Origin of the sequence: Tenacibaculum gallaicum (assembly GCF_003387615.1) — a bacterium.
In the GTDB taxonomy this organism is placed as follows: Bacteria; Bacteroidota; Bacteroidia; order Flavobacteriales; family Flavobacteriaceae; genus Polaribacter; species Polaribacter gallaicus.
Genome location: NZ_QUNS01000004.1, coordinates 81837 through 96492, shown reverse-complemented (window position 1 = coordinate 96492; position 14656 = coordinate 81837). Strand labels below are relative to the sequence as shown.

The window sequence follows — 14656 nt, the reverse complement described above, 5'->3', positions numbered from 1 at the left end:
TACTACAAAAGTGTAGAACAGGATAATAAATATCATAAAAAAAGCAAAAGGTTAGTTGAGAAGTGTTATGCTTAATTATGTTCTGGTTCACTACATGTATCGAACTGATCTGGGGTTTTACCACAAAATCCACAAGCTTCACCACTTTCGTTTAACATCGGGTTTTGGCTAGCACAAGTACCAGCAAACTCTCCGTCTTTTTTTGCCCAAATTTTAATGGCAATTCCAGCAAATGCTAACGCTAATAATCCTATGGTAACAAAAATTAATTTCATGACGTATTGTTTTGTAGTGCAAAGATACGAACTTCCTGTTTTTCTATATAAAATAAAGAGAGATTTATAAGATTGTGACTTTTATGTATTTGAGGGTCTTAATTGTATAATCAATTAATTTAAAGACATAGATATGAAAAAATATTTTGCTGAGTTTTTCGGAACATTTTGGTTAGTTTTTGGAGGTTGTGGTAGTGCTATTTTTGCAGCAGGTTTTCCAGAGTTAGGAATTGGTTTTGCAGGCGTTGCATTGGCTTTTGGTTTAACAGTGTTAACAATGGCATATGCTGTTGGACATATTTCTGGAGGTCATTTTAATCCTGCCGTTACTATAGGTTTATGGGTAGGAGGAAATCATACAACAAAAGAGGTATTTCCTTACATTATTTCTCAATTAGTTGGTGCTGTTTTAGCAGCTACTTGTTTGTACATAATCGTAACAAATAATAGCGGGTTTGAATCATTAGGTGGTTTTGCTGCGAATGGCTATGGAGAGTTGTCTCCTGGAGGGTATAACTTAACAGCAGCTTTTGTAGCGGAGTTTTTGTTAACCATGTTTTTCTTGCTAATAATTTTAGGAAGTATTCATAAAAACGCACCTAAAGGTTTTGCTCCAATTGCTATTGGTTTAGGATTAACTTTAATTCATTTAATAAGTATTCCTATTACAAACACTTCTGTGAATCCAGCACGTTCTATGAGTCAAGCATTATTTACTGGTGGAGGTTATTTGTCACAAGTATGGTTGTTTTGGGTTGCACCAATTGCAGGAGCAGTTGTAGGAGGCTTAATTTATAAAACTTTATTAGATAAAGAGTAGTGTAAGTGATATAGAAATAAAAAAAAAGAGAATCTTAGGGTTCTCTTTTTTTATTTAATAATATTAACTTCTATTTCAAGATTTATGTCAAATTTATCTTTAATAGTCTGTTGGATTTTTTGCGCTAATTCGTAAATTTCTTTGCCCGAAGCATTACCATAGTTAACTAAAACTAAAGCTTGTTTTTCATGAACTCCGTAATTACCAAAACTCTTTCCTTTAAATCCGCTTTGTTCAATAAGCCAACCAGCTGGTACTTTAATTTCAGTGTCTGAAATTACATAGGAAGGAATATTAGGGTGTTTTTCTTTAAGCTTTTCAAAATGATCTTTAGAAACTACTGGGTTTTTAAAGAAGCTTCCGCTATTACCAATCTCTTTTGGGTCGGGTAATTTAGATTGACGAATAGCAATAACAGCATCAGAAATATCTTTAATAGTCGGATTTGTAATTCCTTTTGAAGATAACTCAACCTCAATAGCTCCGTAAGAAGTATTAAGTTTATGGTTGTTTTTTGTCAATTGAAAACTAACAGAAGTTAGTATGTATTTTCCTTTAGCTATATTTTTAAAAATAGAATTTCTATATCCAAATTTACATTCTTCCGAAGTAAAAGAAATTAGCTTTCCTGTTTCAATCTCAATAGCATCTACTTTTGTTATAGTGTCTTTTACTTCAATACCATAAGCTCCAATATTCTGGATTGGGCAGGTACCTACATTCCCAGGGATAAGTGACAAATTTTCTAACCCACCATAATTTTGAGAAACACACCATAAAACGAACTCATGCCAGTTTTCACCAGCATTTACAGTTATGTGGATATCGTTATGATTTTCTCGATCTATTGAAATTCCTTTAATATCAATATGTACAACTAGTGTTTCAATGTCTTTAGTAAGTAACATATTACTACCACCAGAAATTAAAAAGATGTCTTTTTCTTCTTTTAGAAGTTGTTGTAGTTGGTATACAGAAGTAATAGAAACAAAACGTTTGGCATTTACATTAATACCAAACGTGTTGTACTCTTTTAAAGATATGTTTTCTTGAATATTCAATTAACTATTATATTTTTCTAAGGCGATTTTTAATATTTCAACCGAACGTTTTAAATCAGTTTTGTTTAAAACATAAGCAATACGAACTTGATTTTTTCCTTCACCTTTGGTAGAGTAAAAACCACTTGCCGGGGCTACCATTACAGTTTCGTTATTATCATTAAATTTTTCTAAAATCCACTGTGCAAAATCGTCAGTATCTTTAACTGGTAATTCAGCCACACAGTAAAAAGCTCCTTTAGGGTTGGCAACTTTTACACCATCAATTTTCTGTAAATCAGTAATTAATGTATTTCTACGATCTTCATACTCTTCAATAACTTCATCAAAATAACTTTGAGGAGTCTCTAAAGCAGCTTCACTAGCAATTAGAGCATATGTTGGTGGGCTTAGACGTGCTTGTGCAAATTTAAGAGCAGTATTAATGAATTCTTCGTTTCTTGAAACTATACAGCCAATTCTTGCACCACACATACTATAGCGTTTCGAGACAGAATCAATCATAATAGCATTTTGCTCTAAGCCTTCCAAAGTCATTATTGAGTTGTGTTTTTCTCCACCGTACGTAAACTCACGATACACTTCATCAGCGATTAAAAACAAATCATGTTTTAATACAATTTGTTTTAACTTTTCAATTTCCTCCTTACTATATAGGTACCCGGTTGGGTTTCCTGGGTTACAGATTAAAATTGCTTTGGTTCTTGGAGTGATTAATTTTTCAAAATCTTCAATTGCAGGTAGGGCAAAATTATTTTCAATTTTAGAAATAACAGGAACCACTTTTACTCCTGAAGCAGTAGAAAACCCATTATAGTTAGCATAAAAAGGTTCAGGGATAATTATTTCATCACCTGGATCAGTTATACTACCAATACTAAAAAGTAGAGCTTCTGACCCTCCAGTAGTTGCAATAATATTATTTGCAGTTACATGAATGTCGTTTTTAGCATAGTAGTTTGCTAATTTTGTTCTGTACTCTTCAGAACCTTCAGATCTGGCGTATGATAATACTTCAATAGTATTATTTTTTACGGCATCTAAAGCGACTTGAGGTGTATTAATATCTGGTTGACCAATGTTTAGGTGGTAAACCTTTGTTCCGTTTTTTTTAGCAGCCTCAGCAAAAGGAACCAATTTACGAATTGGTGATTGAGGCATAGCATTTCCTTTACTAGAAATAAATGGCATTGTGTATTAAATTAGTCGTTTGAATGGCAAATTTGCGAAATATATTTGATAAAGTTAGATTGTTTTTAAGGAAAAAAACGGTTAAAAAAATCATAAAAACCAGAATTTCTAAAATGAAGATTGTATCTTTAAGTATATAACCATAAAATAAGTTCTTTTGAATAAAACATTACTCTACTTTTTTACACTTCTTTTAAGTGTGTCTGCCTTTACTCAACAAGATTTTCAGTTTTTAGGCAATGAAACAAATAAACAATCAATAAGATTTCAATTAATCAACAATTTAGTAGTTGTTCCATTGGAAATTAACGGGCATCAGTTATCATTTATATTAGATACAGGTGTAAATAGAACAATCTTATTTAATCTAACTTCTAAAGATAGTATTGGTTTACACAATGTAAAAAAGGTATTTATAAGAGGTTTAGGTAGTGGAGAACCAGTAGAAGCCTTATTTTCTAGAGGGAATAATTTTAGAATTAAAAATATTACTAGTTCTAATCAAGGCTTATATGTTATTTTAAAAGATGCATTTGATATTTCTGCTAAAATGGGGACAACTATTCACGGTATTATAGGGTATGATTTATTAAAAGATGTTATAGTTAAAATTAATTATGTAAATAAACGAATTGACTTTTATAATCCTAAAACATATGATCTGAATGTATGTAATAGGTGTGAAAGTTTTCCTCTACAATTTTATAGAAATAAACCTTATATAAATGTTAAGGTACAGGTTGATACGGTGGGAACTACAATGTTACCAGTAAAACTTTTGATAGATACAGGAGGTAGTGATGCTGTTTGGTTATTTGAAGGAACAAAAGAAGAGCTGAAAACGCCTAAGAAGTTTTTTAAAGATATAATAGGGGAAGGTTTTAGTGGTACTATTTATGGAAACCGAAGTAGAATTCAGAAAATTTCTATCGGAAAGTTTAAAATAGGTGAACCAACAGTGTCTTTCTTAGACTCTTCATCAACTTTTAATGCAAGACAATTTAAAGAAAGAAATGGTAGTATTGGTGGAGGTATTTTAAAACGATTTAAGGTTTGGATTGATTATCCGAATAAAAGAGTTGTTCTTAAAAAGAATGCTTCATTAAATAAAGGGTTTTATTACAATATGAGCGGGTTGCATATTGTGTATGATGGACAAGAGTTAATAAAAGAGAAAGGAACAACTAAATTTACAGATAGTTATAGTACAAATAATCAGACTCCAAAAAATAATATAATCTCTTTAGTAAGCACTTTCTTTTATCGTTTTAAGCCTAAGTACAAAATAGATAAAGTAGTAGAAAACTCACCTGCTTTTAAAGCTGGTCTTCTAGTAGGAGACGTAATAAAAAGAATTAATGGGAAAGCTGCACATGAATATCATTTGAATGAAATTATAGATATGTTTCATACAAAACCTAATAAAAAAATAAGGATGGAGGTTGAAAGAAATGGTGTTAAACTTAAATTTATGTTTAGGTTAGAACAAAGAATATAAAAAAAAGCTCAACTTAAGTTGAGCTTTTTTTTATAATAAGATAAGTTTTTAGCTATCACTTACTGTACTTTTCTCTTTTGCAGGAGTAGCATCTTTTACAATAAATCCTTTAATTTTAACTCTTTTTCTCTTGTTTTTAGCATTTGAAATAACAGTTAAAGTTTTAGAGAAACCTCCTAATCTTTTTGTGTCGTAAGAAACTTCAATTTGTCCTTTCTTACCAGGCATAATTGGTTCTTCAGGTTTAGTAGGTACTGTACATCCACAAGGAGATACAATATCCTTTATGATAATTGGAGATTCTCCTACGTTTGTGAATTCAAATACGCGTTTTCCTTCAGACCCATGAGCTATTTTTCCATAGTCAATAGTTTCAGATTCAAATTTAAATTCTTGAGCGCTTACTGTTAAGGTAATAAAGCAAACAGCGATAAATGATAAAATTGTTTTCATAATGGTAAAATTAATTTTTTAGGGTATTAACCGCTACAAATTTAGTATTATTTCTTTAAGTTCTAAAAAAACAACCTCTAATTTTCTGTACCTCATAGATAGTTGTATTTTTGCTAATCGAATTTCAAAAACAATGCCAAAGGTTAAAAAATGTTAAATTATTAACCATAAAGATACACATAACATATGAATATTCCATCAAAATATAATTCTAAAGAAGTAGAAGGAAAATGGTACGATTACTGGATGAAACATAATTACTTTCATTCAGAAGTAGATGAACGCGAACCTTATACAATTGTTATACCGCCACCAAACGTTACAGGAGTATTGCATATGGGACATATGTTAAATAATACAATTCAAGATGTGTTAATTCGTCGTGCCCGTTTGCAAGGAAAGAATGCATGTTGGGTTCCTGGTACCGACCACGCTTCAATCGCTACTGAAGCAAAAGTAGTAGCGAAGTTAAAAGAACAAGGAATTGATAAGAATGATTTAACTCGTGAAGAGTTCTTGGCACATGCTTGGGAATGGAAGAACGAGTATGGAGGAATCATTTTAGACCAATTAAAAAAGTTAGGAGCTTCTTGTGATTGGGAACGTACCGCATTTACTATGGATCCTGCATTATCAGAATCGGTAATTAAAGTGTTTGTCGATTTATATAATAAAGGATTAATTTATCGTGGTTACCGTATGGTAAACTGGGACCCTGAAGCAAAAACTACACTTTCTGATGAAGAAGTAATCTACGAAGAACGTCAAGGAAATTTATACTACTTACAGTATAACATAGTTGATTCTGACGAAAAGGTGATTATTGCAACAACACGTCCAGAAACTATTTTAGGAGATACTGCAATCTGTATCAATCCAAACGATGAACGTTTTACACATTTAAAAGGTAAAAAAGCAGTTGTACCTTTATGTAATAGAGAAATACCAATTATTGAAGATGAATACGTAGATGTTGAATTTGGTACGGGGTGTTTAAAAGTAACTCCTGCACATGATGAGAATGATAAAGCTTTAGGTGATAAACACAAATTAGAAGTAATTGATATTTTTAATGAGGATGCTAGTTTAAACTCATTCGGATTACATTATGAAGGAAAAGATCGTTTTGTAGTTCGTAAAGAAATTACCAAAGAATTAGAAGAAAAAGGGTTTTTGGTGAAAACTGAAGTTCATACCAATAAAGTAGGAACCTCTGAAAGAACTAAAGCGGTAATTGAACCAAGATTATCAGATCAATGGTTCTTAAAAATGGAAGACTTAGTAAAACCAGCTATCGATGCTGTTTTAGGAGAAGATAGAGAGGTAAAGTTATTTCCAAAAAAGTTTGAAAATACCTATCGTCACTGGATGGAAAACATTCGTGATTGGAATATTTCTCGTCAATTATGGTGGGGACAACAAATTCCTGCGTTCTATTTTGGAGATGGTAAAGAAGACTTTGTTGTTGCTGAGAATATTGAAGATGCAGTAAAACTAGCTCAAGAAAAAACAGGAAATACATCGTTAACTGCTTCTGACTTAAAACAAGATCCAGATGCCTTAGATACATGGTTTTCTTCTTGGTTATGGCCGATGTCGGTTTTCGACGGAATTCGTAATCCTGAGAATGAAGAAATCAAGTATTATTATCCAACAAACGATTTAGTTACTGGACCAGATATTTTATTCTTCTGGGTAGCACGTATGATAATTGCTGGATACGAATACAAAGATCAACGTCCGTTTGAAAATGTATACTTAACAGGATTGGTGCGTGACAAGCAACGTAGAAAAATGAGTAAATCCTTAGGGAACTCACCAGATGCGTTAAAGTTAATTGAAGATTTTGGTGCTGATGGAGTTCGTGTAGGATTGTTATTAAGTGCTGCTGCTGGAAACGATTTGTTATTTGATGAAGATTTATGTCAACAAGGAAAAGGCTTCGCTAACAAAATTTGGAACACTTTCCGTTTAATTAAAGGATGGGAAGTAGATGAAAGTTTAGCCCAACCAGAAACTGCTAAAATAGGACTAGCTTGGTACGAAGCGAAGTTTAGTAAAATATTACTAGAAATAGAAGATCACTTTAGTAAGTATCGTTTATCGGATGCATTAATGGCTATTTACAAGTTAATTACTGATGATTTTTCTTCATGGTTATTAGAAATCGTTAAACCAGGGTACCAACAACCAATTGATGCAAAAACATACAAGGCTGTAATAGAAGTATTAGAGAATAATTTAAAAGTATTACATCCATTTATGCCTTTCTTAACAGAGGAAATTTGGCAGCATATTACAGAAAGAACTCCAGAAGATGCTTTAATTATAGCAAAATACCCAACTGTAGGAGAAACAAACGAAGAATTAATTACAAATTTTGAGTTTGCTACAGGTGTGGTTTCAGGAATTAGAACGATTAGAAAAAATAAAAATATTTCATTTAAAGATGCGATAGAATTATCTGTTGTAAATAATGAAAACTTTACAAAAGAGTTTGATGTAGTAATTCAAAAGTTAACCAATGCTTCAGAAATTAACTATGATGTTACTGATAAAGTTGAAGGAGCAGCATCATTCCGTGTGAAATCAAACGAATATTTTGTTCCAATTTCATTAGATACGATTGATGTAGAAGCTGAAATAACGAAGTTAAATGGAGAGTTAAAACGTGCTGAAGGCTTCTTAACAGGAATTCAAAAGAAGTTGTCTAACGAACGATTTGTAAGCAATGCGCCAGAGCAAGTGATCACTTTAGAGCGTAAAAAAGAATCAGATACCTTAGCTAAAATTGAAACTATTAAAGCTAGTTTAGCTTCGTTGCAATAAGAAAATAAATTTAGGTGAATAAAAAATCCGCTGTAAACTTACAGCGGATTTTTTGTAGTTGGTAAAGGTGTTTTAATTTCTATCAATGACGCTTCCAGAACCTAATGCAGTCTTGTCTATATCTGATGGTTTCCCTTTATAATATATACTCCCAGAACCTACTATTGTAGCTTTAATTCTATTATTAACAGTGGCTGATACATCACCAGAGCCAGCAATGCTAGCTTTTAAAGAGCTTGTTTTTAAATCGTATGCTTTTACATTTCCCGAACCACCAATAGAACATTTTAAGTTGTCACTTTTTCCTTTTAGCATAATGTTTCCTGAACCGCCAATAGAAGTTTTAACAGTATTAGCGTCTACACTAGCTATAATGTTTCCTGATCCTCCTAAACCAAAAGAAACTACATCTGCTTTTATACGCTTTTTTGCAATTACATTTCCTGAGCCTCCCAAAGCAACAGCTTCAATTTTTTCAAAAGGAATGGTTACAGTTAATTTTTTTGTGGCTTTAATATTGGTATTTTGTTTAAAGTGCACATTTAATTTTCCGTTTTTAACTTCAGTTTCAATATATTTTAAAATGTTTTCTTCTCCTTCTAAAGTAAGTTTACCCTCAGTTCCATCTATTAAATAAACATCAAAGGAACCTCCAACGTTTACTTTATCAAAAGAACTAATCTTTCTAGTTTCTGTAATAACTTTTCCGTTACCTTTAATTTTTTTTGAATTCCACCAGCTTTGTGCCTGTATTTGGAAACTAATAAAAAGAGTTAATAATAAGATTGCTGATTTTTTCATCGTAGTATAATTTATAAGTTGGTTAATCATTTAATTTTAAAGAAACGCCTCCATATTTAGATTTTATAGTAATGGTAGAATTAGAATTCCCTTTACCAAAAGCCCCTTCATAATATTTTTTTGACGATTTATTAATGCTTTTAAACATGTCTACATGGTTTTCAGGATATCCAAATCCGGCATACCCCAAGTCAACAGTAAAATTAAAGCTGTTATTGCTATTAGTACCAAGTTTAATTCCAGCATAACTTCCATCAATAACAATGTTTTCAAACCCTTTTTCAATATTTCTAACTCTAACACTACCATAATCGGTATTAATCTTTAAGTTTTTTCTAAGAGTTCCTATTTTTATACTTGCGTAATCAGAGTTACCACTAATATTAGAAGCATCACCTATAGAAATACTTCCATAATCAGTATTAAAATCAACATTGGTTGCAGTACCAATTTTCATAGTAGAATAATCGGCATTAACTTTTAAGTTTTCTGATTTTATAATAGCTAACTTTGAGTAATCAACACTTAAGCTTCCAGATTTCATAAAGTTAATTTCAGAAGTACCACAGTAATCTAAATTAATATTATTAGTTTCATTTAATAACTGGTCTATTTGAATTTTACCATAATCACAATTAATATTGGATTTACCTTCTAGTTTATCTAATTCAATGTTTCCGTATTTATTATTTAAATCGGCATTATTGGTAATTGGCATCTTAACAAAGTAATTAATCTTATAGTTTGTGTTATTACTGCCCCACCAAGACCAACTAGATTTTGTTTTTTCAATAATTGTTCTTGCTTCTACTAAGCTAGGAGTAGCTTCAAATTGTACATCAATAGCTTTTAGTTTACGTTCAACGTTAGATAAATCACTCCCTTTTACGGTAATTTTTACGTTGATTTCTATTCTGTTTTCATTCCAAGTAGTTACGTTTACATTACCGTATTTATTGTTAATGTATAAGGTAGCATTTTTGTTAACAGAAAAAGTTTTACGTATGTTTTTGCTTTTTTCGTGCTTTTTATCATTAGCTACTAAAAGTGTAGGAATGAATAAGAGTAGGAAAAGTAGTTTATATAATTTCATCTTCTAATATTTCTAATTTTGCGGGGTTTTGTTGTAATTCTAATCGTAAAAGAAGTTTCTCTAAGACATCTAATCGTTGTTGATAATTTTGTATCATTTCTCTGATGATTTGATGTTTATTTTCTCTTTTAGATAATTCTTTTACAAGAGCTTTATATTGGTCTTCTAGCTCTTCAATTTCATTTAAAGAATCTTCAATAACGATTTCAGTTTCTAAACTTCTATATTGTTCAACCTCTTTTAGTTCTTGATTTATGGTTGTAACAAAAAAGTTTTGAGCTTCTGCCATTTTAGGTGAAACATCAGCTAAGTCGTATGTGTTTTTTTGCTGGTAGCTACCAAGGTAAAAACCTAAAACCAACACTACAGATGCTGCAATACTCATCCAAAAAAACGATGGTTTTTTAGTTTTTTTTGGAGCTTCTAGCTTGCGCTGAAATCGATTTAAATGTCCTTGATGAGGCTCAAAAACATCAAAATCATTTTCTTTAAAAAATTGATGCAGTTTATCCTCCATATACTTGTGTTTTATTAGTATTACTAGTTAATACTTGTTTTAATTTCTTTTTTGCTCTTGATACTGTTGTTCTTACATTTTCGTTAGTATAATTTAGTATTTGAGCGATTTCTTCATAATCATAACCTTCAATTAAGTTTAAAGTCAATATAATTCTGTAATTATCCTTTAAGCTTTGTAAACAGTTTATAACTCTCTTAACTTCTAGTGAGCTATAATCTATTTCAATATCTTTCACTTCACAGCTAGGAATCACATCCATTCTTACTTCATCATATCGAGTAACTTTTTTTAATTGGGTTAAACTCTTGTTAATTACAATTCTTTTTAACCAAGCTCCAAAAGTAACTTCACCTTTAAAAGTATCCAATTTCGTAAAAGCAGTTAAAAATGCTTCTTGAATTAAATCTTCTGCTTCGAATTCGTCTTTTAAAATACGATATGATGTATTATACATAGCTTTGTAATAGCTTTCATATACCTGCATTTGTGCAGAGTTATCGTTTTTCTTACAGCGTTCGATTAGTTGGTTGATATGTGTTTGTTGCGACTCCAATGAAATCATTCTATACTAGAGACAAATTAACTTTTAAATTGTGACAGTTTATTTTCAATAAAAATAAATTTTTTAAATAGAATTTTCAGAATTTAAACTTTTTTATTTGGTACTTTATTGATAGTTAATTAATTGCATGTTCTTTTTTTAGTTGAATTAGAGCAAGTAACACAAGGTGAAAAAATGAATCAAAATATGTATATTTGGCACAATGGTTAACAGTGTTAAAATTATTGAATGTCCAAGGGACGCAATGCAAGGAATTAAAAGCCATTTTATTCCCACAGAGGCGAAGGCAGCATACATCAATTCACTGTTAAAAGTGGGATTTGATACGATTGATTTTGGAAGTTTTGTGTCGCCAAAGGCAATTCCACAAATGAGAGACACCGCTGAAGTTTTATCGAAATTAGATTTATCAGCAACTAAAAGTAAACTTTTAGCAATTGTAGCAAATGTACGTGGAGCAAACGATGCATCTCAGTTTGAAGAGATTGATTATTTAGGATATCCTTTTTCGATATCAGAAAATTTTCAAATGCGAAATACGCACAAAACAATTGAACAATCTATTGATACTTTAAAAGAAGTATTGGCTATTGCTAACCGAACAAACAAAGAAGTAGTAGCTTACTTGTCAATGGGATTTGGAAATCCTTATGGAGATCCATGGAGTGTGGAAATAGTTGGAGAATGGACAGAAAAACTTTCGGCGTTTGGTGTTAAAATCTTATCTTTGTCAGACACAATTGGGAGCTCAACCCCTGAAGATATAGACTACTTATTTTCAAACTTAATATCTAGTTATCCTCAAATAGAATTCGGAGCTCATTTACATACAACACCAGCTAAATGGCATGAAAAAGTAGATAGTGCTTTTAAAGCAGGTTGCCGACGTTTTGATGGAGCTATAAAAGGGTATGGGGGTTGTCCAATGGCGAAAGATGAGTTAACAGGGAATATGCCAACAGAAAAGCTATTGTCTTATTTTACAGCAAATAAAGTAACAACTAATATTAAACCAATGAGTTTTGAAAGTGCTTATAACAAGGCACTAGAAGTTTTTTAAAGATGACGAAATTAAATATTATTTTTCTTTTTTTCTTTTTTTCAGCCTTTTCACAATCTGTAGATAGTGAAAGGATAGGAGTATGGAATGTGAAAGGGAGTAGAATAATTAAAAATCAGTCAGTAAGCGATGAATTAGCAGCCTATTATTGGGGTGAATTTAATAGGATTTTTCCAAAAGAACTCACTCAGAAATATATAAAACGTATCGTTTTAATGACGGACGGAGTGGATGAGAAAACTGGAGCTTTAGTTGCATTGAGTTCAAAAAATGACAAATGGCAATTAGAAATTGATATTAGAGATGTTAATTTTGAAACTAAAGATAAAAGAAGGCTTCATGAGTCTGTGTATACTTTAGTACACGAATTTGGACATTTACTAACATTAAATAGAACTCAAATAAGACCTACAAATAAAAATCAACAAGAAGAAGGAGAATTGTATTTAACTCTTGAAGGTGAGGCCTATAAAGATAGTTATATCAATAGGTTTGTTAATATTTTTTGGAAGGGTTCTTTATTAAACCGTTGGGATGTTATTCAACGAAAATATTGCTATACGGAAGCAAATTGTGTAGAAAAACTGTATGATTTATATTTAAACAACCGAACAGAGTTTCTTACAGATTATGCTGCTGAAAGCCCAGAAGAAGACATTGTAGAAAGCTGGACTGCTTTTGTGTTAAGACCTAGAATAAAAAAGCCTAGAACAATAGCACATAAAAAAATAAACTTCTTTTACCAGTTCCCAGAACTGGTAGAATACCGAAAAATGATTAGGGAAAACACACGTCAATATCTTCACTAGAATTCGTAAATTTGGTTTCCTTATAAAGAAAAACCAAATGAAGCAATTTAAAACCTTATTACTACTTTTAGCAACATGTTTTTTAGTAAGTTGTGGCTCTTCTCAGAAGAAAACTAACACAATCTCTTCAAAAACAGCGTATCAGTTTAAAAAAGATACTGATAAAACCTATTTTACAGTACTACAACTAAACGATGTATATGAAATAGCTCCAATTCAAGGAGGAATGTATGGTGGAATGGCTAGGGTTGAAACGGTACATAAGCAACTTTTAAAAGAAGATAAAAATACGATGTTAGTGTTGGCAGGAGATTTTTTATCCCCCTCTTTGCTAGGAACAATGAAGTATAATGGAGATAGAGTAAGAGGGAAACAGATGGTAGAAGTTATGAATGCTATGAATTTTGATCTTGTAGCATTTGGAAACCATGAATTCGATTTAAGTTACACACACTTACAAGACCGCCTAAATGAAAGCAAGTTTAATTGGATATCTGCCAATGTGTTACATAATGTTGATGGTAAACACTCTTATTTCCATAAAATTGTTGATGGTAAAAAAGAAACTTTAAAAGATTCTTTCATTAAAGAATTTAAGAATTCTGATGGAACGAATTTAAAAGTAGGATTTATAAGTGTTTGCATTCCTTCAAATCCAAGAAACTATGTGCATTATGGAGATATGTACAAAGAGATACAACGTTCATACAACGAAATAAAAAACAATGTTGATATTGTATTAGGATTAACTCACGCATCACTTACACAAGACAAAAAAATAGCAAAACTTTTACCAAACGTGCCACTAATAATGGGCGGGCATGAACATACCAATAGTTATGATAAAGTAGGGGAAGTGACAATAACTAAGGCAGATGCTAATGCAAAAACAGCCTATATTCATAGGTTTGAATATAATCCTAAGACAAAAGAAGTTACCTTTAAATCAGAGCTAAAAGAGATAAATAAATCTATCTCTGAAGATCCTAAGGTAAAAACTGTAGTAGATAAATGGCAAGTGGTTTTAGAAGATAAAATAGGAGAGGTAGTTTCTAATCCTTATGAAGTAATATACAAAGCAACCGAACCTTTAGATGCAAGAGAAAGCACTATTAGAAGTGTACAAACTAATATGGGGAAAATCATAGCTGAGTCTATGAGCTTAGCATATAATGATGAAGTTGATTGTGCTTTAGTAAATGGTGGATCTGTAAGAATAGATGATGTGTTGGCTGGAGACGTAAATGCTGTAGATATCTTTAGAGTGTTACCATATGGAGGTGAGATTTTAAAAGTTAAAATTAAGGGAAATTTATTAAAAAAGGTATTAGAGTTTGGAGTAGAATCTTCAGGGACAGGAGCTTATTTACAACGATTTAATGCTAATAAAACGAACGGAGGATGGATGCTTAAAAATGGTAAACTTCAAGAAAACGAAACCTATACTGTTGCTTTCTCTGATTACTTATTAAGAGGACTTGACATTCCAGTATTGTCAGATAAAAGTGAAGGAGTTTTAAATATTTATACACCAAAAAAGGAAGAAATAGCACACGATATACGTAAGGCTGTTGTTAATTTTCTTAAACAAAAGTAGTTTTAAAGTGTTATTAATTATGTAAATAACTAAAATTGCTGAAATTTATTTAAAATAAGTCTTAATAAGATTTGTGAGGTTAGATTT

14 protein-coding genes are annotated in these 14656 nt (G+C 31.3%); 6 read left to right on the top strand and 8 right to left on the bottom strand.

Going from position 1 to position 14656, the window contains the following annotated elements:
* Nucleotides 1-71: 71 nt before the first annotated feature.
* Nucleotides 72-275 carry a membrane or secreted protein gene (locus C7448_RS09205; protein ID WP_115901089.1) on the bottom strand — a complete coding sequence of 68 codons (204 nt, stop codon included), beginning with the start codon at nucleotides 273-275 and terminating at the stop codon, nucleotides 72-74.
* Between the two features lie 133 nt (nucleotides 276-408).
* Between C7448_RS09205 and aqpZ the strand changes: the two genes are divergently transcribed.
* Nucleotides 409-1095 (top strand): aquaporin Z, encoded by a 687-nt coding sequence (aqpZ, locus tag C7448_RS09200; protein WP_115901088.1) that lies wholly within the window; start codon nucleotides 409-411, stop codon nucleotides 1093-1095.
* 50 nt (nucleotides 1096-1145) lie between these two features.
* On the opposite strand, the gene murB is transcribed toward aqpZ, so the two are convergent.
* Together murB and C7448_RS09190 are read right to left on the bottom strand one after the other, a co-directional pair.
* Complete coding sequence (gene murB, locus C7448_RS09195) at nucleotides 1146-2156, bottom strand: UDP-N-acetylmuramate dehydrogenase (protein WP_115901087.1); 1011 nt, start codon at nucleotides 2154-2156, stop codon at nucleotides 1146-1148.
* On the bottom strand, nucleotides 2157-3347 hold the full coding sequence (locus tag C7448_RS09190) for a pyridoxal phosphate-dependent aminotransferase (RefSeq protein WP_115901086.1): 1191 nt from the start codon (nucleotides 3345-3347) through the stop codon (nucleotides 2157-2159).
* A gap of 157 nt (nucleotides 3348-3504) precedes the next feature.
* Between C7448_RS09190 and C7448_RS09185 the strand changes: the two genes are divergently transcribed.
* Nucleotides 3505-4845 (top strand): retropepsin-like aspartic protease, encoded by a 1341-nt coding sequence (locus tag C7448_RS09185; RefSeq protein ID WP_115901085.1) that lies wholly within the window; start codon nucleotides 3505-3507, stop codon nucleotides 4843-4845.
* Between the two features lie 48 nt (nucleotides 4846-4893).
* Here the strand turns inward: C7448_RS09185 and C7448_RS09180 are convergent, their stop codons facing one another.
* Nucleotides 4894-5298: a DUF1573 domain-containing protein gene (locus C7448_RS09180; protein WP_115901084.1), complete on the bottom strand. Its 405-nt coding sequence runs from the start codon at nucleotides 5296-5298 to the stop codon at nucleotides 4894-4896.
* A gap of 186 nt (nucleotides 5299-5484) precedes the next feature.
* Here C7448_RS09180 and C7448_RS09175 point away from each other — a divergent pair, with 186 nt between their 5' ends.
* Nucleotides 5485-8127, top strand: coding sequence for a valine--tRNA ligase (locus C7448_RS09175; protein WP_115901083.1), 2643 nt, complete (start codon nucleotides 5485-5487; stop codon nucleotides 8125-8127).
* Nucleotides 8128-8199: 72 nt separating this feature from the next.
* Here C7448_RS09175 and C7448_RS09170 read toward each other — a convergent pair whose 3' ends face one another.
* Genes C7448_RS09170 through C7448_RS09155 form a run of 4 tightly spaced genes read right to left on the bottom strand, consistent with a single transcriptional unit; the run spans nucleotide 8200 to nucleotide 11094 of the window.
* A complete protein-coding gene (locus tag C7448_RS09170) occupies nucleotides 8200-8928 on the bottom strand; it encodes a head GIN domain-containing protein (protein ID WP_170137028.1) in 729 nt (242 codons plus the stop codon).
* 22 nt (nucleotides 8929-8950) lie between these two features.
* Nucleotides 8951-10021, bottom strand: coding sequence for a DUF4097 family beta strand repeat-containing protein (locus C7448_RS09165; RefSeq protein ID WP_115901081.1), 1071 nt, complete (start codon nucleotides 10019-10021; stop codon nucleotides 8951-8953).
* The gene (locus C7448_RS09160; RefSeq protein ID WP_115901080.1) at nucleotides 10008-10538 is read right to left on the bottom strand and encodes a hypothetical protein; all 531 of its coding nucleotides are present in this window, start codon (nucleotides 10536-10538) and stop codon (nucleotides 10008-10010) included. Before C7448_RS09160 ends, C7448_RS09165 begins: the two co-directional genes overlap by 14 nt.
* Nucleotides 10528-11094, bottom strand: a complete 567-nt coding sequence (locus tag C7448_RS09155; RefSeq protein WP_394342461.1) for an RNA polymerase sigma factor — start codon at nucleotides 11092-11094, stop codon at nucleotides 10528-10530. The genes C7448_RS09160 and C7448_RS09155 overlap by 11 nt, the downstream gene beginning before the upstream one ends.
* A gap of 211 nt (nucleotides 11095-11305) precedes the next feature.
* On the opposite strand from C7448_RS09155, the gene C7448_RS09150 reads away from it, so the two are divergent.
* From C7448_RS09150 to C7448_RS09140, 3 genes are read left to right on the top strand one after another with little or no spacing between them, the layout of a single operon-like run.
* Entirely contained in the window at nucleotides 11306-12163 is an 858-nt protein-coding gene (locus C7448_RS09150; RefSeq protein ID WP_115901078.1) for a hydroxymethylglutaryl-CoA lyase, read from the top strand.
* A 2-nt stretch (nucleotides 12164-12165) separates the two neighbouring features.
* Nucleotides 12166-12972 (top strand): hypothetical protein, encoded by an 807-nt coding sequence (locus C7448_RS09145; RefSeq protein WP_115901077.1) that lies wholly within the window; start codon nucleotides 12166-12168, stop codon nucleotides 12970-12972.
* Nucleotides 12973-13009: 37 nt separating this feature from the next.
* Nucleotides 13010-14569 (top strand): bifunctional metallophosphatase/5'-nucleotidase, encoded by a 1560-nt coding sequence (locus C7448_RS09140; protein WP_115901076.1) that lies wholly within the window; start codon nucleotides 13010-13012, stop codon nucleotides 14567-14569.
* Nucleotides 14570-14656 lie beyond the last annotated feature (87 nt).